This is a genomic window from Actinoplanes oryzae (genome assembly GCF_030757795.1).
In the GTDB taxonomy this organism is placed as follows: Bacteria; Actinomycetota; Actinomycetes; order Mycobacteriales; family Micromonosporaceae; genus Actinoplanes.
Genome location: NZ_JAUQWH010000010.1, coordinates 35,744 through 53,477, shown reverse-complemented (window position 1 = coordinate 53,477; position 17,734 = coordinate 35,744). Strand labels below are relative to the sequence as shown.

Below are 17,734 nucleotides of genomic sequence, written 5' to 3'. Positions count from 1 at the left end.
ACTCCCCCTCCGCGCCTGCACGACAAGTCAATAAGCTGCTCGGCGCAGGGGCGGGGTCGGCGCGCCACGGGGGCGCGCCGCACTTGTTCCTCCTGCTTCGAGGAGGTGGCACGAGATGACGGGTGCGCCCGACACGCCGCAACGGCGGGTCCTCGTGGTCGAGGACGAGCGGACGATCGCCGAGGCGGTCGCCGCGCGGCTGCGGGCCGAGGGCTTCGCGGTCGATCTCGCCGCCGACGGCCCCGGCGCGGTGGAGGCCGCCCGCCGCACCCGGCCCGATGCGATCGTGCTCGACGTCATGCTGCCGGGCTTCGACGGCCTCGAGGTGTGCCGCCGCGTGCAGGCCGAGCGGCCGGTGCCGATCCTCATGCTGACCGCCCGCGACGACGAGACCGACCTGCTCGTCGGCCTGGCGGTGGGCGCCGACGACTACCTCACCAAGCCGTTCTCGATGCGCGAGCTGACCGCCCGGGTGCACGCCCTGCTGCGCCGCGCGGTCCGCAACGCCGCGCCGGCCGCCCCGGAGCTGCTGCGCTTCGGCGACCTCGAGATCAATCTGTCGGAGCGCCGGGTGCTGCGCGCCGGGGTCGAGGCGCGGCTCACGCCGACCGAGTTCGACCTGCTCGCGCATCTGGCCGCCCACCCGCGCACGGTCCTGCCCCGCGAGCGGCTGCTGGCCGACGTGTGGGGCTGGGCGGACGCGTCGGGCACGCGCACGGTCGACAGCCATATCAAGGGCCTGCGCCGCAAGATCGGCGCCGACCTCATCCGCACGGTCCACGGCGTCGGCTACGCGCTGGAGGTGGCCCGGTGAAGCTGCCGGTCTTCCTGCTCGGCCGCCAGATGCGCCTGCCGGCCGTCCTCGTGCGCCTGCTGGGCCGGCTCCCGCAGCCGCTCGATCCGGTGCGCTCGATCAAGGCCAAGCTCGCCGGCGCCCTCGGCATCGCGGGCGGCGTGGGGCTGCTCATCTTCTGGTGGAGCCTCGACTGGATCCGCGTCGACGTCGCGTGGTTCGCCGTCGCGGTCGCCCTCGGCCTGGTCACGCTGCAGGTCATGGCGCACGGCGCGACCGTGCCGCTGCGGGAGATGACGATCGCGGCCAAGGCGATGGCCCGCGGCGACTACACCCTGCGGGTCCGCGCCACCTCCCGCGACGAGGTGGGCGAGCTGGCCACCGCCTTCAACCAGATGGCCGCCGACCTCGCCGCGGCGGACCAGCAGCGCCGCGAGCTGATCGCCAACGTGTCCCACGAGCTGCGGACGCCGATCACCGCCCTGCGCGGCCTGCTGGAGAACATCGTCGACGGCGTCTCGCAGGCCGAGCCCGACACCATGCGCACCGCGCTGGCCCAGACCGAGCGCCTCGGCCGCCTGGTCACCGAGCTGCTGGACCTGTCCCGGCTCGACGCGGGCGTGGTGCCCCTGGTCCGCAGGCCGATCGACGTGCCCTCCTTCCTGGAGGAGGTCGTCCGCGAGGCCCGGGTCACCGCCGACGGCACCGGCCGGGAGGTCCACTTCGAGGTCACCGCCCCGGCGTGCACGATCGGCGGCGACCGCGAGCGGCTGCACCAGCTCTTCGCCAACCTGCTCGACAATGCCGCCCGGCACAGCCCGCCCGGCGGCACGGTGACGGTCCGCGCTGAGCGCCACGACGACTGCCTGCGCATCGCCGTCTCCGACCAGGGCGACGGCATCCCGCCGGCCGAGCGCGAGCGGGTTTTCGAGCGCTTCACCCGCGGCGAGCGGGCCACCGGCGGCGGCACGGGCCTCGGCCTGGCCATCGCCCGCTGGGTGGCCCAGCTCCACGGCGGCTCGATCGCCGTCGCCGACCCGCCGCCCGGCGGCCCGATCGCCGTCGCCGACCCGCTGCCCGGCGGCCCGATCGCCGTGGCCGGCCCGCTATCCGGCGGCCCGATCACCGTGGCCGACCCGCTGCCCGGCTGCCACATCCACGTGCGTCTGCCGCTCGCCTGACCCCAGCGGCCCGGCCGCTGTACACATCTTCATCCAGCCCTTCTTCCAGCCCACGGCCTTTCCGCGCCGGTCGTGGGACGGGATCCGCTGTCCCTTTCTCCGGGACAAATGCCACGCACAGGGGGATAAAGCCATGTCCAATCCCACCGGACGACCGCAGCCGGCCGCCGCCCTCGCCACCAAGCCCCCAGGGGCGCAGCACGGTGGGAAGGGCCCGGGCGGAGCTCCGCCGATGCCGCCGATCCTGGGTCCGTGGCCGCACTTCTCCGTCTGGGGGCACAGCTGGCCCGGTCCCGGCCGCCCGGCCGCCGCGCCCACGGCCTGGTCCCTGCTGGCCGCCGCCGCGGTCGCCGCGGTCAGCGTGCCGCTGTCCCGGGGCGGCGCCGGCTGGCTCGTCGCCGTGGCCGCCGGCCTCGCGGCGCTGACCGTGGCGCGTCTCGTGCCGCAGCGCCCGTCCGGCGGTCCTCCGCCGCTGGTGCCCGGGCCGGCCCGGGCGCTCGATCCCGCGCGGCACGTGTGGGCCAGCGCCACCGTGCTCCTGATCGCAGTGGGCACTGTCCGGGCGGCCGGCTGGCTGTTCGTGCTGTGCCTGCTCACCGCCATGCTCACCGGCGCCCTCGCCGCCGGCGGGTCGCCGGGCCGGAGCCTGGCCCGGGTCCTGCTGCTGGCGGCGTGTTCCCCGTTCCGGGCCGCGCCGTGGGTGGGGCGCGGGCTGCTGACCGGTCGCCCGGCCGGCGGTGCGTCCGTGCCGGGCGAGGGCAGCGGCGGCGGGTCCGAGCCGGCTGCGGGCAGCGGCGGGTTGCGGCTGGGAGTCACCGTGGTCGTCTCGCTGGTGCTGCTGGTGGTCTTCGGGGCGTTGTTCGCCTCGGCGGATGCGGCGTTCGCGGGCATTTTGCGGACCGTCGTGCCCGACGTCGACGCGGTGACGGTCGTGCGCTGGGTGTTCGTCTTCGCCGTCGCGGGCGGAGTTCTCGGGGGTGCCGCCTATCTCCGGGCCGCGCCGCCGGCCGCCGGGCGCAGCGCGCGCACGCCCCGCCGGGTGCGGAGGCTGGAGTGGGCGGTGCCGCTGTCGCTGCTCGTCCTGCTTTTCGCGCTGTTCGTGGCGGTGCAGCTGACCGTCCTCTTCGGAGGCGCGCAGCACGTGCTGGTCACCGAGGGCCTGACCTACGCGGAATATGCCCGCAGCGGCTTCTGGCAGCTGCTGGTGATCACCGGGCTGACCCTGCTCGTGCTGGCCGGCGCGGCCCGCTGGGCGCCCCGGAGCGCGCGGGCCGACCGGATGCTGGTCCGGGTCGTTCTCGGCGCACTGTCGCTCCTCACGCTGGTGATCGTGGCCTCGGCGCTGCACCGCATGGACCTCTACGCAGACACCTACGGGCTGACCCGGCTGCGCGTTCTGGTGATGCTCTGCGAGGCCTGGCTCGGCGCGGTCTTCCTGATGATTCTCGGCGCCGGGGTGCGGCTGCGGGCGGCATGGCTGCCCCGGGCCGTCGTGGCCGCCGGGGTGCTCGCCCTGCTGGGCCTGGCCGCCGCCGACCCCGATCGGCTGATCGCGGACCGCAACGTCGCGCGTTTCGAGCAGACCGGCACCATCGACACGGCGTACCTGGCGACCCTGTCGGCCGACGCGGTTCCGGCGCTGGACCGGCTGGCTCCGGAGCAGCGGGCGTGCGCGATCGCGCCGATCGCCCGGCGGCTGGCCGCGAGCAGCGACGACTGGCGCGGGTGGAACAGCGGGCGCGAGCGGGCCCGCGAGCTGCTCGCCGGGCGGGCGCCGGGGCGGGAGGTCGGGTGCCCGCCCGTCCGGTATTGATCGACGGGGCTTGACTTCGGGCGCGGGGCGGCAAGACTGCCGGACATGAGTGAGGAGCCGGCGACCGAGCCGCGGCCACCCCGGCGGACGCGCGTCGTCCTCGGCGAGGTGGCCGCCGCCGCAGCGCAGCGCCGTCCCGCTCAGCGCACCGCGAGCGCGGAGAGCGGGGGCCCGGGCGGTGTCACCCCGGGCGGAGCACGCGGGCCGGGAGCGGATGACACGGGCCGGGAGGAACCGGCACGTCAGGACCCGACGCGGGCGGACCTGGAGGAGCTGACGCCGGTGGGGGAGGCACTGGTCGTCGGGCTGGTCCGGGCGCAGCTGGCGCTGGCCGTGCGGCTCAGCCTGGTCGTGGCAGCAGGCCTCGGGGCGTTGCCGCTGTTGTTCGCCGTGGCGCCGGCGGTCGGCCGGGCGAAGGTGCTCGGCATCAACCTGCCGTGGGTGCTGCTGGGCGTGCTCGCGTTCCCGTTCCTGGTGCTCGTCGGGTGGGCCTACGTGCGCTGGGCCGAGCGCAACGAGCAGGACTTCGTCGCCGTCATCAGGCGGCCGGAGTCGTGAACCCGTACGTCGTCCCCGGGCTGGTCGTGGTCGTCCTGATCACGGTCGGCATCGGGGCGTACGGCCTCCGGTTCGCCCGCACCACATCGGACTTCCTCGTGGCGTCCCGCTCGGTCAGCCCCGCCTGGAACGCCGCCGCGATCAGTGGCGAATACCTGTCCGCCGCGTCGTTCCTGGGCGTGGCCGGGCTCGTCCTGCGGTACGGCGTCGACGTCCTCTGGTACCCGGTCGGGTTCGCCGCCGGCTACCTCGCGTTGCTGCTCTTCGTGGCCGCACCGCTGCGCCGATCGGGGGCGTTCACGCTGCCCGACTTCTGCGAGGTGCGCCTCCGGTCGCCTCTGTTGCGCCGGCTCGCCACGGTGTTCGTGATCTTCATCGGCTGCCTCTATCTCGTGCCGCAGCTGCAGGGGGCGGGACTGACCTTCACCACCGTGGCGGGCGGCCGGTACGAATGGGGAGCGCTGCTGATCGGCGCCGTCGTCACGGCCAACGTGGCCCTGGGCGGGATGCGGGCGATCACGTTCGTGCAGGCGTTCCAGTACTGGCTCAAGCTGACTGCTCTGGCCGTACCCGTCATCTTCCTGATCCTGCAGTGGCAGGCGGACGGGCGACCGGCCGTCACCCCGCCCAGCGGCCCGGTCTTTCCCGCCGCGACGACCGTCGTGGTGCGGCAGGACGCCGTGCTGGACGGCACGCTGACCGTCCGCGCGGGCGAGCGGCTCACCTTCGCCGAGGGCGACCGGGTCCCGCGGGTCAGCTCGGTGGACACGGCCGAAGGCGCCGCATGGCTGCTGCCCGGCGGCGACACCGGGCTGTTTGCGACCTACTCGCTGATCCTGGCCACGTTCCTGGGCACGATGGGGCTGCCGCACGTGCTCGTCCGCTTCTACACGAACCCGGACGGCGCCTCGGCCCGGCGCACCACCCTGGTCGTGCTCGCGCTCGTCGGGCTCTTCTACCTGCTCCCCACGTCGTACGGCGTCCTGGGCCGGATCTACACCCCCCAGCTCCTGATGACCGGCAGCACCGACGCCGTGGTGCTCCTCCTGCCCGAGGCCGCCCTGGGCGACGGGCACCTGGGCCAGCTCCTCGGCGCGCTCGTCACGGCCGGGGCCCTGGCCGCCTTTTTGTCGACCTCGTCCGGCCTGCTCACCAGCGTCGCCGGGGTGATCTTCACGGACGTGCTGCACGCCGAGCGGGGCGGCTCGGTGCGCGACTTCCGGCTGGCGACGGTGCTGGCGGCCGCCGTACCGGTGCTGCTGTCCCTGCAGGTGGCCGACCTGGACGTCTCGCAGGTGGTGGGGCTGGCCTTCGCGGTGGCGGCGTCGAGCTTCTGCCCGCTGCTCGTGCTCGGCATCTGGTGGCGCGGGCTGACGGACGCCGGGGCGATCGCCGGGGTGCTGGCCGGCGGCGGCGCGGCCATCGCGTCGGTGTTACTGACCGTGCTGGGATCTCCGCTGCCCGGCTGGCTGGCCGGGGTCGTCGGGCAGCCCGCCGCGTGGACCGTGCCGCTGGCCTTCGCCGTCATGATTTCGGTTTCCCTGCTGACAAAGAGACGCGTTCCGCGGGACATCGGCGCGACGATGCGGCGGCTGCACACGCCGGAATCCTTGCGACTGTAATGAACCTTTCGAGGTCGACGCTCCGTACTGAAGCGTGCCACCCCAGGGGCCCATCCCCAGAGCTGCACCCGAGCAGCGCGGCCCCGGACGCAAAGGAGCAGGGCATGTACTCGAGGCGCAGGAACAGCCGCACCCGCAAGGTGATCATCGGCATCGCGGCGGCGGCGCTGGCCGGCGGGGCGTTCGCGGTCAGCACGGGTCTGAGCAGCGCCGGGGAGAACTGCGCCGGGCTCGATCAGGCGCTGCAGAACAACCTGAACTTCATCGCCGACCAGAAGGCGAACCCGGACGCGCTCTCGGACGCCCGCATCGCGAACCGCCAGGACGTGGTCAACCTGATCAACCAGCGCCGGGCGGCCGCGGGCTGCACGGGTGACGTGGAAGCCGCGCCGCCGGCCCCGGCCACGACGGCGCCCACCCAGCAGGCGACCACGCCGCCGCCGGCACAGGAGGAAGAGCAGGAGCAGGGCGCAACCGGCGATGTGGTCTGCAAGGGCTCGACCGTGACGCTTTCCGGCGAAGCGGGCGCCCCGGCGGCCTCCAGCGGCACCTTCCCGATCGGCACCACGCTCAAGGTGACCAACCTGGACAACAACAAGAGCATCACCGTGAAGGTCGCCACCCCGTCGGGCAGCTGCGTGCTGCTCAACAACGCCGCCTTCGAAGAGGTACGCGAGGCCGGGAAGTTCCTCATCCGCCGTGCCGTGATCGAGCGCGTCGGCTGAAATGTCCGGCTGGCCCCGAGCCTGACCAACGGTTAGGTTGCGGGATGTGACGATCCCCCAGCAGCGCGCCAGCGCCGGTCCGGCGCTCGAGCTGCGGGGGCTAGCCAAGCGGTTCGACCGGAAGGTCGCGGTTGCCGGGATCGACCTCGATGTCCCCGCGGGTTCCTTCTTCGGCCTGCTCGGCCCGAACGGCGCCGGCAAGACGACCACCCTGTCCATGGCCGTCGGGCTCCTGCGGCCCGACGCCGGACAGGCCCGCATCCTGGGGCACGACGTCTGGGCCGACCCGCCGGCCGCCAAGTCCCGCATCGGCGTCCTCCCCGACGGCGTCCGGCTCTTCGACCGGCTGACCGGCACCGAGCTGCTCGCCTATCACGGCCTGTTGCGCGGCATGCCCGCCGACGTGGTCGACCAGCGCAGCCGCGAGCTGCTCGACGTCCTCGAGCTGGGCGCGGGCAACAGGACGCTGGTCGTCGACTACTCGGCGGGCATGAAGAAGAAGATCGGGCTGGCCTGCGCGCTGCTGCACGCGCCCCGGCTGCTCGTGCTGGACGAGCCGTTCGAGGCGGTCGACCCGGTGTCGGCCGCGCTCATCCGGGACATCCTCCAGCGGTACGTCTCCGGCGGCGGCACGGTCGTCTTCTCCAGCCACGTCATGGCCGTGGTCGAGCGGCTGTGCAGCCACGTCGCGATCATGGCCGGCGGCGTGATCCGCGCCAACGGCCCGCTGGCCGGGGTGCGGGGCGACCGGTCGCTGGAGGACGTCTTCGTCGAGGTGGTAGGCGGGCGCACGGCGACGGGGTCGGAACTCGCATGGTTGTGAAGTTCGTCCGCCTCAAGCTGCGGCTCATCGCCGGAGGGCTGCGGGCGGGCGGCTGGCGGGTCGGGCTCTTCGTCCTCGGCACGCTGCTCGGCGTCTTCGCGGCCGTCCTCGGATATGCGCTCTTCAGCCTGCCCGGGCTGGTCGGTGAGCAGCGGACCGCGGAGCTGATCGCCACGGCCGGCGGCAGCCTGATCGTGCTGGGCTGGGTGTTCCTGCCCCTGCTCTACTTCGGCGTGGACGAGTCGCTCGATCCCGCCCGCTTCGCGTTGCTGCCGCTGCGGCGCCCGACGCTGATCCGCGGCCTGTTCACGGCGGCCCTCGTCGGCATTCCACCCCTGGCCACGTACGCGGCGACGCTCGGCATGGTCCACAGCGCGGCCGCCCTCGGCGGGATCCTCGCCGGCGTCACCGAGCTCGCCGGCGTGACCCTCGGACTCGGCCTCTGCGTCGCGTTGAGCCGGGCCATGACCAGCGCCTTCGCCACGGGGCTGCGCAGCCGGCGCTCCCGGGACCTGGCGACTGTCGTGCTCGCGTGCACCGCCGCGCTGCTCGGCCCGATCCAGCTCGGTGCCGCCTCGGCCGCCGAGAACGCCGACTGGCGCGGCGTCGCCCGGGTCACCAGCGTTCTCGCGTGGACCCCGCTCGGGGCGCCGTACAGTCTCGGGCTCGACGTCGCGGCGGGGCGGGCGTGGGCCGTACCCGTCAAGGTCCTGATCGTCGCCGGCAGCCTCGCGCTGCTGCTGTGGTGGTGGTCGGCGACGCTGGAGAGGGCGATGCTCGGCGCCGCGGGCAGCGGCGGCACCCGGCAGCGCGTCTCTTCCCGCACCCCGGTCGGCCAGCTTGTGCCGTGGTGGCTGCCGCGGAGCCGATTCGGGGCCCTGGCCGCGCGCGAGACCCGCTACTGGTGGCGGGAGACGCGGCGGCGCACCACGCTGATCAGCTTCGCCGTGGTCGGTGTCTTCGTGCCGTTGCTGCTGCTCAACGACGGGTCCGAGCTCGGCATGGGCGCGATGCTGGTGTTCATCGCGGCGCTCGGGGCGGTCAGTCTGGCGAACCAGTTCGGCTTCGACCGCAGCGCCTACGCGGCCAACGTCGTGGCCGGCGTCCCCGGGCGCGTCGAGCTGGCGTCGCGGGTCGCGGGCTTCTCCGTGTACGTCCTCCCGGCGCTGCTGGTCATCACGATCGTCATGGGCGTCGTCGGGGACTGGCTCGCCGGGGCGCCCGCGGTGTTCGGGACGGTCGTCGCCGCGTACGGCTCGGGGCTGGCGATCGTGCTGCCGCTCTCCGTCCGGGCCGCCTACGCACTGCCCGACTCGACCAGCCCCTTCGCCATGAACTCGGGCGCCGGGCCGGCGAAGGCGCTGCTCAGCTTCGCGGCCCTGGCCGGCGCCGCGCTCGCCACGCTGCCGTTGCAGCTCGCCGGCTGGCTGCTCGCCGACGCGTGGCGGTGGGTGGGGCTGCCGGTCGGGGTCGCGTACGGCGCCGGGGCGCTCGCCCTCGGACTCCGCCTGGCCGGTCCGCTGCTGGACAGGCGGATGCCCGAACTCCTCGCCACGGTCAGCTAATACACCGTGCCCATCGCCGCGCGTACCTCGGCGAGGGTCTGCTCGGCCAGCTCGTTCGCGCGCTCGTTGCCGCGGCGCAGCACCTTCCGGACGGTGTCAAGGTCCTTCGCGTACGCCGCCCGCCGCGCCCGCATCGGCGCGAGGAACTCGTTGACCACCTCCGTGACCGTCCGCTTCAGCGCGGCCGCCCCGGCGTCACCGATCTCGGCGGCCACCTCGTGCGGATCCCGGTCGAGGCAGAGCGCGGCGAGCTGCACCAGTCCCGAGACGCCGGGCCGCACCGAAGGGTCATAGGTGATGTGCCGGTCGGCGTCGGTCGTGGCGCCCCGGATGAGGCGGGCGGTCTCGTCGGGGGTGGCGGAGAGGGCGATGGCGTTGCCGCGGCTCTTGCTCATCTTCTTGCCGTCCGTGCCGGGGAGGACCGGCGCGACGCTGAGCAGGCCCTCCGGGATCGGGAAGACCGGGCCGTACCGCTCGTTGAAGCGCCGCGCCACCGTCCGGGTGACCTCGATGTGCGGCATCTGGTCCTGGCCCACGGGCACGAGGGTGCCCTTGCAGAACAGGATGTCGGCGGCCTGGTGCACCGGGTAGGTGAACATCAGCCCGCTCACCGAGCTCTGCCGCGAGTGCTGGATCTCGTCCTTGACCGTGGGGTTGCGCTGCAGCTCCGGCACGCTGACCAGGCTCAGGAAGGGCAGCACCAGCTGATTGAGCGCGGGCACGGCGCTGTGCGCGAAGACCGTGGTGCCCTCGGGGTCGAGCCCGGCGGCCAGGTAGTCGAGCAGCAGCCCGTCGACCGTCTCCCGGAGCCGCTCGGCCACGTCCCGATCCGTCAGCACCTGGTAGTCGGCCACGATGACAAACATGTCGGCGCCGCGCTGCTGCAGCTCGACGCGATTGCGCAGCGTCCCGAAGTAGTGGCCGAGATGCAGCGGCCCGGTCGGGCGGTCGCCGGTCAGCACTCTGGCTGTCATTTTGTTCTCCTTTGTCGGGTCCGCGGGCGACCCCGGGCAAAGAAGAAGGGCCGTCCGTCCGGACGGCCCTGAGCGCGTGGCAGGTCAACCGTCTCTAGGACGGCCGCCAGCTCTGCACGCAAGTCATGCCCCGATCCTACCCCGCGGCAAAATGATGGCGTGACTCCTGAGAACGGCGGCTTCATCCACTCCAGCGACCCGTTCGCCACGCCCGACGGGGACAAATCGCCCGTCCGGCGGCTGCGGGGGCGACTCGCCTCACCGGTCACGCTGTGGACGGCGCCGGGGCCGGCCGGGCTCACCGTGTCGTCGATGCTGGTCGCGGACGGCGACCCCGGGCGGGTGCTGGGCCTGGTCGACGAGGAGAGCGAGTTCTGGGACGCCGTCTCGGTCGCCAAGCGCTTCGCCGTGATTCCGCTCGAGCCCGGCGACCAACAGCTCGCGGACAAGTTCGCCGGGCTCATGCCGGCCCCGGGCGGGCTCTTCGCCGCGGGCGACTGGACCGGCACCGAGTGGGGGCCCGTGCCGGCGAACGCGACCACCTGGGCGGGGTGCCGGCTCGACGGCGAGCGTCCGTACGGATGGGCCCTGCTCGCCGAGGCCACGATCGAGACCGTCACCGTCGCCGGTGATCTCGAGGGCCCGCTGCTGCACTTCCGGGGGCGCTACCGCTCGTTGAACCGGTAAGCGCACGCCGCACACCGCTCGGCGCAGCCGCCGACCGGTGACGCGTGGGGAGGAGCGCCGCTACGTACGGTGCCCGCAAATGACCCCACGAAGGTGGTGAGCCACGTTGACGACCGAAGCGACTCCGACCGAGAAGTACGTAGCAGTCCAGAACTCCCCGGAGTTCGGGGAGCTGCGCCGCAAACTGCGTTCTTTCGTGTTCCCGATGACGGTCGCGTTCTTCCTCTGGTACGCGCTCTACGTCCTGCTGTCCGCGTACGCCCGCGGCTTCATGGCGTTGAAGATTGCCGGCAACATCAACGTCGCGCTGCTGTTCGGCCTGCTCCAGTTCGTGTCGACGTTCCTGATCGCGTGGTACTACTCCCGCTACGCGGCCCGTGAGCTGGACCCGCGCGCGGACGCGATCGGCGCCGAGCTGAGCGGCCCCGAGGTGACCAAGTGATGCTCGAAGCCGCGGAGGCGAGCACCTCCACCAGCCGTACGCTCACCATCACGCTCTTCCTCGTGTTCGTCGCGATCACGCTCGCCATCACGATCTGGGCGAGCCGGCAGACGAAGACGGCCACCGACTTCTACGCGGGCGGCCGGCAGTTCTCCGGCTTCCAGAACGGCATGGCGATCGGCGGCGACTACATGTCGGCGGCCTCGTTCCTGGGCATCGCCGGCCTCATCGCGCTCTACGGCTACGACGGCTTCCTCTACTCGATCGGCTTCCTGGTCGCGTGGCTGGTCGCCCTGCTGCTGGTCGCGGAGTTCCTGCGCAACTCGGGCCGCTACACGATGGCCGACGTGCTCGCCTTCCGGATGCGGCAGCGGCCCGTGCGTACGGCGGCCTCGGTCTCGACGATCGTGGTGTCGATCTTCTACCTGATCGCGCAGATGGTGGGCGCCGGCGCGCTCGTGTCGCTGCTGCTGGGCATCAAGGCGGACACGACCTTCCTGGGCATGGACGCGGGCACGGCCAAGGTCGCCACGATCATCCTGGTCGGCGCGCTCATGATCGTCTACGTGGTCGTGGGCGGCATGAAGGGCACCACGTACGTCCAGATCGTCAAGGCCTTCCTGCTCATGTCGGGCGCGCTGGTCATGACGCTGCTGGTGCTGGCGCACTACAAGTTCAACCTGTCGAGCCTGCTGGGCGACGCCGCCGAGCAGTCCGGCAAGGGCGCCGCGTTCCTGGAGCCAGGACTGCGCTACGGCGTGGAGTCGGACAGCGCCTCGGCCACCTTCTACAGCAAGATGGACCTGCTCTCGCTGGGCATCGCGCTGGTGCTCGGCACGGCCGGCCTGCCGCACATCCTGACCCGCTTCTACACGGTTCCGACGAGCCGGATCGCCCGCAAGAGCGTGCTCTGGGCCATCGGCATCATCGGCACCTTCTACCTGTTCACGCTGGCCCTGGGCTTCGGGGCGGCGGCGCTGGTCGGCGGTCAGGCGATCACCGCGCAGGACAAGGCGGGCAACACGGCGGCGCCGCAGCTCGCCCAGCAGCTCGGCATCGACTACCTGGGCGGCGAGACCGGCGGCGCGGTGCTGCTGGCGATCATCGCGGCGGTCGCCTTCGCCACGATCCTCGCCGTGGTCGCCGGCCTCACGCTGGCCTCCTCGTCGAGCGTGGCGCACGACTTCTACGCCAGCGTGATCAAGCGCGGTCAGGCCGCCGAGCGCGACGAGGTCCGGGTCGCCCGGATCTCCGCCTTCGTGATCGGCGCGGTCGCGATCGTGCTGTCGATCTTCGCGCAGAGCCTGAACGTGGCCTTCCTCGTCGCGCTGGCGTTCGCGGTGGCGGCCTCGGCCAACCTGCCGGCGATCATCTACAGCCTGTTCTGGAAGCGGTTCAACACCTCCGGGGCGCTGTGGTCGATCTACGGCGGGCTCATCGCGGCGGTCGTGCTGGTGTTCTTCTCGCCCGTCGTGTCCGGTTCGGCGACGGCGATGTTCCCCGACCACGACTGGCACTGGTTCCCGCTGTCGAACCCGGGCATCATCTCGATCCCGATCGGCTTCCTCTGCGGCTTCATCGGCACGCTCGTGTCGAAGGAGACCGATCCCGGCAAGTACGCGGAGCTGGAGGTCCGGTCGCTGACCGGGCACGGCGCGCACTGAGCACCCAGCGAGAGGGGCCGCCCGGCCCCTCTCGCTACAGTGAGCACATGGCAATCGAGCAGCGGTTCGGCGCGGGACATCGGATTCTGGTCAGCGGAGGCGCCGGCTTCGTCCCGTCGCACGTCGTCGATGCGCTGCTCGCCCGCGGCTGCGAGGTCGTGGCCGTGGACAACTTCATCACCGGCTCCCGCGACAACGTCGCGCACCTGGCGTCGGAGCCGCGGTTCACGCTCGTCGAGGCGGACCTGACGCACGGGTTGCCGAGCGACCCGGCGCTCACGGAGCGTTTCGACGCGATCATGCACATGGCGTCACCGGCGAGCCCGACGGACTTCGCCAAGCTGCCGCTGGAGATCCTGAAGGTCGGCTCCGTCGGCACGCTCGCGCTGCTGGACCGGGCCGTTGCCGATTCCGCCCGCTTCCTGATGGCGTCGACCTCGGAGGCGTACGGCGATCCGCTGATCCACCCGCAGCCGGAGAGCTACTGGGGCAACGTCAACCCGGTCGGCATCCGCTCGGTCTACGACGAGTCCAAGCGGTTCTCGGAGGCGGCGGTCATGGGCTACCACCGGTTCCACGGGCTCGACACGGCCATCGTGCGCATCTTCAACACGTACGGGCCGCGGATGCGCCCGGACGACGGCCGCGCCATCCCCACCTTCATCAGCCAGGCCCTGCGCGGGGTGCCGCTGACGGTGCAGGGCACCGGGGCGCAGACCCGCTCGATCACGTACGTCGACGATCTGGTCCGCGGCATCCTGCTGCTGCTCGACTCGGCCGAGACCGGCCCGATCAACTGCGGCACCGAGCACGAGCTGTCGATGCTCGACCTGGCGCAGCTGATCGTGAAGCTCTCCGGCAGCAGCTCGCCGATCGAGCTCGTCGAGCGCGCGGCGGACGACCCGGAGAAGCGCCGGCCCGACCTCACGCTGGCCCGCACGCTGCTGGGCTACGAGCCGCGGATCGGCCCCGAGGAGGGCCTGCGCCGGACGATCGACTTCTTCGCAAAGTGAATACTTTGTCACGGTAGTGAACGTTGCACGGGGAGTAGTTGTCTCCTCCCTTCGTGCCACGGGTCTCCGATGCACCGTTTGCCTGGCTCGGTGTCTCTAATCTGAAGTCATGTCTGCGACTTCGTCCCCCTGGGGTGGTCCCGCCGGCCGGGCTTCGGTGCCGGGCCCGTTGGGTATTCCCGGCGCCATGGATCGATCTTCGGTGCCCGGTGCCTCCGGACGGGCCGGAACGGCTCGTCCGGGTGGTGGCCCCGCATATGGACAGCGTCCGGCCGGTGCTTACGGCGGCCGTCCGGCGGTCGACGACCGGGAGTGGCCGCCGCGTGGCTCGTCCGGGTCGGGCATGGGTCCGGGCGGGCCGATCGAGCCGCCGCGCGGACCGGGACGCGGCCGGCCGTACTCGGGCAAGCGCAAGCCGCGCTGGGGCCGCATCGCCCTGGTCGCCGGTGCCGTGGTGCTGGTGATCGCGCTGATCACCGGCTTCTCGCTCTACGGCTATGCGAACAACCTGAACGACGACCTCAAGCGGACCGACGCGTTCGCCGACATCACCGACGGCCGGCCGGCCAAGACGGTGGACGGCGCGCTCAACTTCCTGCTCGTCGGCAGCGACTCGCGGGACCCGGACGCGTCGAAGGAGGACGCCAACTCCTGGCGCGCCGACACGCTGATGATCATGCACATCCCCGAGGACCACAAGAGCGCGCAGCTGATGTCGATCCCGCGCGACCTCTACGTGCAGATCCCCGCCGCGAACGACGCCGACTGCGACAGCGGCACCCGTAACAAGATCAATGCGGCGTTCGCCTTCGGCGGGCTGCCCCGGGCCGTCCGCACGGTCGAGTGCCTGACCGACGTCCACCTGGACCACGTGCTCGCCATCGACTTCGGCGGCTTCAAGGAGGTCACCGACGCGCTGGGCGGCGTGGACCTCAAGGTCGACCAGAGCATCACGTCGATCCACAAGCCGTACCGGAAGTTCACCAAGGGCACCATGCACATGGACGGCGCGACCGCGCTGGACTGGGTGCGGCAGCGCAAGCAGTTCCCGCGCGGCGACTTCGACCGGATCCGGCACCAGCAGGAGTTCCTGAAGGCGCTGATGGACAAGGCGGCCAGCGGCGGCACCCTGAGCAACCCCGGCAAGCTCAACGACTTCCTCAAGTCGGTGACCAATGCGATCACCGCCGACAAGGACTTCTCGCTGACCGACATGGCGGTGCAGTTCCGCAGCCTGCGCGGCGAGAACCTCACCTTCATCACCAGCCCCAACAAGGGCAGCGAGACGATCGGCGGACAGAGCGTCGTGGTCCAGGACAAGGAGAAGCAGGCCGCTTTGTTCAAGGCCCTGGCGACCGACAAGATGGATGAGTGGATGTCGGCCAACCCCAGGTAATCGGACGAAAAGCGCGGGACGGCGGATATCGCCTCCCGCGCTTTTTCTTGTCCGGAAAGTAAACAGGGACGAAACAGCGAAGGACTTATAGTGTCTTCCGCCGTTCACCCTTGACCTTGGGAGCGCCCATGACCGTCCAAGCCCCCCGGCGCCCGCAGACGTCGCCGGATCCGGACGGTCGCCGACGCCCCTCGATCTCGGCGGCGGAACTGCTCGCCGACCACAAGAAGCGCACCAGGAGCCCGCTGTGGGCCAAGCTGAGCGTCGCCTTCGGCGCGGTGCTCCTGGTCGCCGGGGGCGGCGGTGTCGCGGGCACGAAGTACTTCGTGGCGAGCGCTTCCAACGCCGTCACCCAGCAGACCCTGATCTCGGGCGACGTGGCCAAGAGCGACGCCGAGGGCGGCGGCGACATCGACGGCGCGGTCGACATCCTGCTCATGGGCGTCGACGCGCGCAAGCGCTGGGCGGTCGACGACCTGCGCTCGGACACGATCATCGCGCTGCACATCCCGGCGAGCCACGACCAGGCCTTCCTCATCTCCATCCCGCGGGACACCGAGATGCAGGTGCCGGCGTTCGCCAAGGCGAAGTACGCGGGCGGCGTCGCCAAGGCCACCGAGGTCTTCTACTGGGGTGCCCAGAACGGCGGCGGCTGGGAGGGCGGCGCCCAGCTGATGGCGCAGACCATCAAGCAGAACACGGGCATGACGTTCGACGGCGCCGCGATCATCGACTTCAACGGCTTCAAGAGCGTCATCGACGCGCTCGACGGCGTGAACATGTGCGTCGACCAGCGGGTCATGTCGCACCACATCCAAATGGTCGACGGCAAGCCGCTCTACCTCGCCGACGCCCGTAAGACCGCGGGCAAGCACGAGGAGATCTGGTACGAGAAGGGCTGCCAGGACTTCGAGGGCTGGCAGGCGCTCGACTACGCCCGGCAGCGCTACGGCCTCAAGAACGGCGACTACGACCGGCAGCGGCACCAGCAGCAGCTCATCAAGGCCATCGCGAAGAAGGCGGCGAAGAGCGGGGCGCTGACCAATCCGGTCAAGGTGAACAACCTCATCAAGGCCGCCGGCAAGGCGTTCGTGCTCGACACCGGCAACGTGCCGGTCGCGGACTTCATCTTCGCGCTCAAGGGCGTCGCGGCGAACGACATGGTGCTGCTGCGTACCAACAACGGCACCTTCGCCGGCAACGGGAACGGCCGGGAGACGATCACGCCGAAGAGCCTGGAGATGTACAAGGCGGTCAAGCAGGACAAGCTGTCCGAGTTCATCGTGGCGAACCCGGACGTCGTGGCGAACGAGAAGTAGTTCTACGCTTTACCCGTGTTCGGACCGCAGATTCCCAGCGTGACTCCCGGCCAGGTCGAGCCGGCCGCCTACCTGCTCGATGTGCGCGAGCCCGACGAGTGGGCCGCCGGGCACGCTCCGCGGGCTCACCACCTGCCGATGATGGAGGTCCCGGCCCGGCTCGCCGAGATCCCGACGGACGCCGAGGTCGTGGTGGTGTGCCGCTCCGGCGGCCGCTCCGGCCAGGTCGTGAACTATCTGATGGGCAACGGCTGGGACAACGTGCGCAACCTCGACGGCGGCATGAAGGCCTGGGAGTCCGAGGGCCGCGAGGTCGTCAGCGAGAACGGACAGCCGGCCCGCGTGCTGTGAGCGCGCGGCGACCGCTGGTCTTCGCCCATCGCGGCGGCGCCGACGCGCTGCCGGAGCACACCCTCGCCGCGTACCTTCGTGCGCTCGACGAGGGTGCCGACGGCGTGGAGTGCGACGTCCGGCTGACCCGGGACGGGCATCTGGTCTGCGTGCACGACCGCCGGCTCAACCGCACCTCCAACGGCACCGGGCTGGTGAGCTCGAAGACGCTGGCGCAGCTGGAGGAGCTCGACTTCGGCTCCTGGCACTCGTCGGCGGCCGTCGAGGAGCAGAGCACCGAGCACACGCGCCTGCTCACCCTCGACCGCCTGCTGGGTGCGCTGCGGGCCTGGGGGAGGCCGGTCCGGCTGCTGATCGAGACCAAACACCCCTCCCGGTACGGCGGGGAGGTCGAGCGCCGCCTGGTCGAGCTGCTGCGTCGCTACGACCTCGCGGAGCCCCGCCCCGGCGATCCGATCCACGTCACGGTGATGTCGTTCGCCGCCTTCGCCCTGCGCCGGATCCGCGCGCTCGCCCCGCAGCTCCCCACGGTCTACCTGCTCGAGATCCTGCCCCCGGTCATCCGCAAGGGCCGGTTGCCGTTCGGCGCCCGGATCGCGGGTCCCGGGGTCGCCCTGCTGCGCACCCGGCCGGCGCTCATCCCGACCTTCCGGGCAGCGGGCAACCAGACGTACGTGTGGACCGTCAACGACGAGCCCGATCTCGACCTGGTGCTCGCCCAGGAGGCGGACGGGATCATCAGCGACCGGCCACGTTTCGTGATCGACAGGCTCGGCGGCGCACCCCGAGTGTGACTCCGGCCACCTCC

At 71.8% G+C, this 17,734-nt stretch carries 17 protein-coding genes; 16 read left to right on the top strand and 1 reads right to left on the bottom strand.

Annotated features, from left to right (window positions below):
* Nucleotides 1–115 precede the first annotated feature (115 nt).
* The 8 genes from RBH18_RS05730 to RBH18_RS05695 all read left to right on the top strand — a co-directional run bounded on the left by RBH18_RS05730 (nucleotide 116) and on the right by RBH18_RS05695 (nucleotide 9,080).
* A complete protein-coding gene (locus RBH18_RS05730) occupies nucleotides 116–814 on the top strand; it encodes a response regulator transcription factor (protein WP_306204879.1) in 699 nt (232 codons plus the stop codon).
* Nucleotides 815–843: 29 nt separating this feature from the next.
* Nucleotides 844–1,974: a HAMP domain-containing sensor histidine kinase gene (locus tag RBH18_RS05725; RefSeq protein WP_306204927.1), complete on the top strand. Its 1,131-nt coding sequence runs from the start codon at nucleotides 844–846 to the stop codon at nucleotides 1,972–1,974.
* Between the two features lie 133 nt (nucleotides 1,975–2,107).
* Entirely contained in the window at nucleotides 2,108–3,787 is a 1,680-nt protein-coding gene (locus RBH18_RS05720; RefSeq protein WP_306204878.1) for a DUF4153 domain-containing protein, read from the top strand.
* 45 nt (nucleotides 3,788–3,832) lie between these two features.
* On the top strand, nucleotides 3,833–4,345 hold the full coding sequence (locus RBH18_RS05715) for a DUF485 domain-containing protein (RefSeq protein ID WP_306204877.1): 513 nt from the start codon (nucleotides 3,833–3,835) through the stop codon (nucleotides 4,343–4,345).
* A complete protein-coding gene (locus tag RBH18_RS05710) occupies nucleotides 4,342–5,967 on the top strand; it encodes a sodium/solute symporter (protein WP_306204876.1) in 1,626 nt (541 codons plus the stop codon). Before RBH18_RS05715 ends, RBH18_RS05710 begins: the two co-directional genes overlap by 4 nt.
* A 104-nt stretch (nucleotides 5,968–6,071) precedes the next feature.
* Nucleotides 6,072–6,692 carry an RlpA-like double-psi beta-barrel domain-containing protein gene (locus RBH18_RS05705; protein ID WP_306204875.1) on the top strand — a complete coding sequence of 207 codons (621 nt, stop codon included), beginning with the start codon at nucleotides 6,072–6,074 and terminating at the stop codon, nucleotides 6,690–6,692.
* 46 nt (nucleotides 6,693–6,738) lie between these two features.
* On the top strand, nucleotides 6,739–7,515 hold the full coding sequence (locus tag RBH18_RS05700) for an ABC transporter ATP-binding protein (RefSeq protein ID WP_306204874.1): 777 nt from the start codon (nucleotides 6,739–6,741) through the stop codon (nucleotides 7,513–7,515).
* Nucleotides 7,506–9,080, top strand: coding sequence for an ABC transporter permease (locus RBH18_RS05695; protein ID WP_306204873.1), 1,575 nt, complete (start codon nucleotides 7,506–7,508; stop codon nucleotides 9,078–9,080). The genes RBH18_RS05700 and RBH18_RS05695 overlap by 10 nt, the downstream gene beginning before the upstream one ends.
* On the opposite strand, the gene trpS is transcribed toward RBH18_RS05695, so the two are convergent.
* Nucleotides 9,077–10,054, bottom strand: a complete 978-nt coding sequence (gene trpS / locus RBH18_RS05690; RefSeq protein ID WP_306204872.1) for a tryptophan--tRNA ligase — start codon at nucleotides 10,052–10,054, stop codon at nucleotides 9,077–9,079. The genes RBH18_RS05695 and trpS overlap by 4 nt on opposite strands.
* Nucleotides 10,055–10,213: 159 nt before the next feature.
* On the opposite strand from trpS, the gene RBH18_RS05685 reads away from it, so the two are divergent.
* From RBH18_RS05685 to RBH18_RS05650, 8 genes are all read left to right on the top strand, one after another.
* A complete protein-coding gene (locus RBH18_RS05685; RefSeq protein ID WP_306204871.1) occupies nucleotides 10,214–10,741 on the top strand; it encodes a flavin reductase family protein in 528 nt (175 codons plus the stop codon).
* A 106-nt stretch (nucleotides 10,742–10,847) separates the two neighbouring features.
* Nucleotides 10,848–11,183: a DUF485 domain-containing protein gene (locus tag RBH18_RS05680; protein WP_306204870.1), complete on the top strand. Its 336-nt coding sequence runs from the start codon at nucleotides 10,848–10,850 to the stop codon at nucleotides 11,181–11,183.
* Nucleotides 11,183–12,847, top strand: a complete 1,665-nt coding sequence (locus tag RBH18_RS05675; RefSeq protein WP_306204926.1) for a solute symporter family protein — start codon at nucleotides 11,183–11,185, stop codon at nucleotides 12,845–12,847. The genes RBH18_RS05680 and RBH18_RS05675 overlap by 1 nt, the downstream gene beginning before the upstream one ends.
* 47 nt (nucleotides 12,848–12,894) lie before the next feature.
* Complete coding sequence (locus tag RBH18_RS05670) at nucleotides 12,895–13,860, top strand: NAD-dependent epimerase/dehydratase family protein (protein WP_306204869.1); 966 nt, start codon at nucleotides 12,895–12,897, stop codon at nucleotides 13,858–13,860.
* Between the two features lie 109 nt (nucleotides 13,861–13,969).
* Nucleotides 13,970–15,256 carry an LCP family protein gene (locus RBH18_RS05665; protein WP_372338871.1) on the top strand — a complete coding sequence of 429 codons (1,287 nt, stop codon included), beginning with the start codon at nucleotides 13,970–13,972 and terminating at the stop codon, nucleotides 15,254–15,256.
* A gap of 128 nt (nucleotides 15,257–15,384) precedes the next feature.
* Nucleotides 15,385–16,575: an LCP family protein gene (locus tag RBH18_RS05660; protein WP_306204867.1), complete on the top strand. Its 1,191-nt coding sequence runs from the start codon at nucleotides 15,385–15,387 to the stop codon at nucleotides 16,573–16,575.
* 15 nt (nucleotides 16,576–16,590) lie between these two features.
* Nucleotides 16,591–16,926 (top strand): rhodanese-like domain-containing protein, encoded by a 336-nt coding sequence (locus RBH18_RS05655; protein WP_306204866.1) that lies wholly within the window; start codon nucleotides 16,591–16,593, stop codon nucleotides 16,924–16,926.
* Nucleotides 16,923–17,720: a glycerophosphodiester phosphodiesterase gene (locus RBH18_RS05650; protein WP_306204865.1), complete on the top strand. Its 798-nt coding sequence runs from the start codon at nucleotides 16,923–16,925 to the stop codon at nucleotides 17,718–17,720. Before RBH18_RS05655 ends, RBH18_RS05650 begins: the two co-directional genes overlap by 4 nt.
* Nucleotides 17,721–17,734: the final 14 nt, after the last annotated feature.

Bases quoted from the DNA above. Each gene is read 5' to 3' on its own strand.
- trpS (WP_306204872.1), bottom strand. From the start codon at position 10,054: ATGACAGCCAGAGTGCTGACCGGCGACCGCCCGACCGGGCCGCTGCAT.
- RBH18_RS05720 (WP_306204878.1), top strand. From the start codon at position 2,108: ATGTCCAATCCCACCGGACGACCGCAGCCGGCCGCCGCCCTCGCCACC.
- RBH18_RS05715 (WP_306204877.1), top strand. From the start codon at position 3,833: ATGAGTGAGGAGCCGGCGACCGAGCCGCGGCCACCCCGGCGGACGCGC.
- RBH18_RS05660 (WP_306204867.1), top strand. From the start codon at position 15,385: ATGACCGTCCAAGCCCCCCGGCGCCCGCAGACGTCGCCGGATCCGGAC.
- RBH18_RS05730 (WP_306204879.1), top strand. From the start codon at position 116: ATGACGGGTGCGCCCGACACGCCGCAACGGCGGGTCCTCGTGGTCGAG.
- RBH18_RS05695 (WP_306204873.1), top strand. From the start codon at position 7,506: ATGGTTGTGAAGTTCGTCCGCCTCAAGCTGCGGCTCATCGCCGGAGGG.
- RBH18_RS05705 (WP_306204875.1), top strand. From the start codon at position 6,072: ATGTACTCGAGGCGCAGGAACAGCCGCACCCGCAAGGTGATCATCGGC.
- RBH18_RS05670 (WP_306204869.1), top strand. From the start codon at position 12,895: ATGGCAATCGAGCAGCGGTTCGGCGCGGGACATCGGATTCTGGTCAGC.
- RBH18_RS05675 (WP_306204926.1), top strand. From the start codon at position 11,183: ATGCTCGAAGCCGCGGAGGCGAGCACCTCCACCAGCCGTACGCTCACC.
- RBH18_RS05665 (WP_372338871.1), top strand. From the start codon at position 13,970: ATGTCTGCGACTTCGTCCCCCTGGGGTGGTCCCGCCGGCCGGGCTTCG.
- RBH18_RS05725 (WP_306204927.1), top strand. From the start codon at position 844: ATGCGCCTGCCGGCCGTCCTCGTGCGCCTGCTGGGCCGGCTCCCGCAG.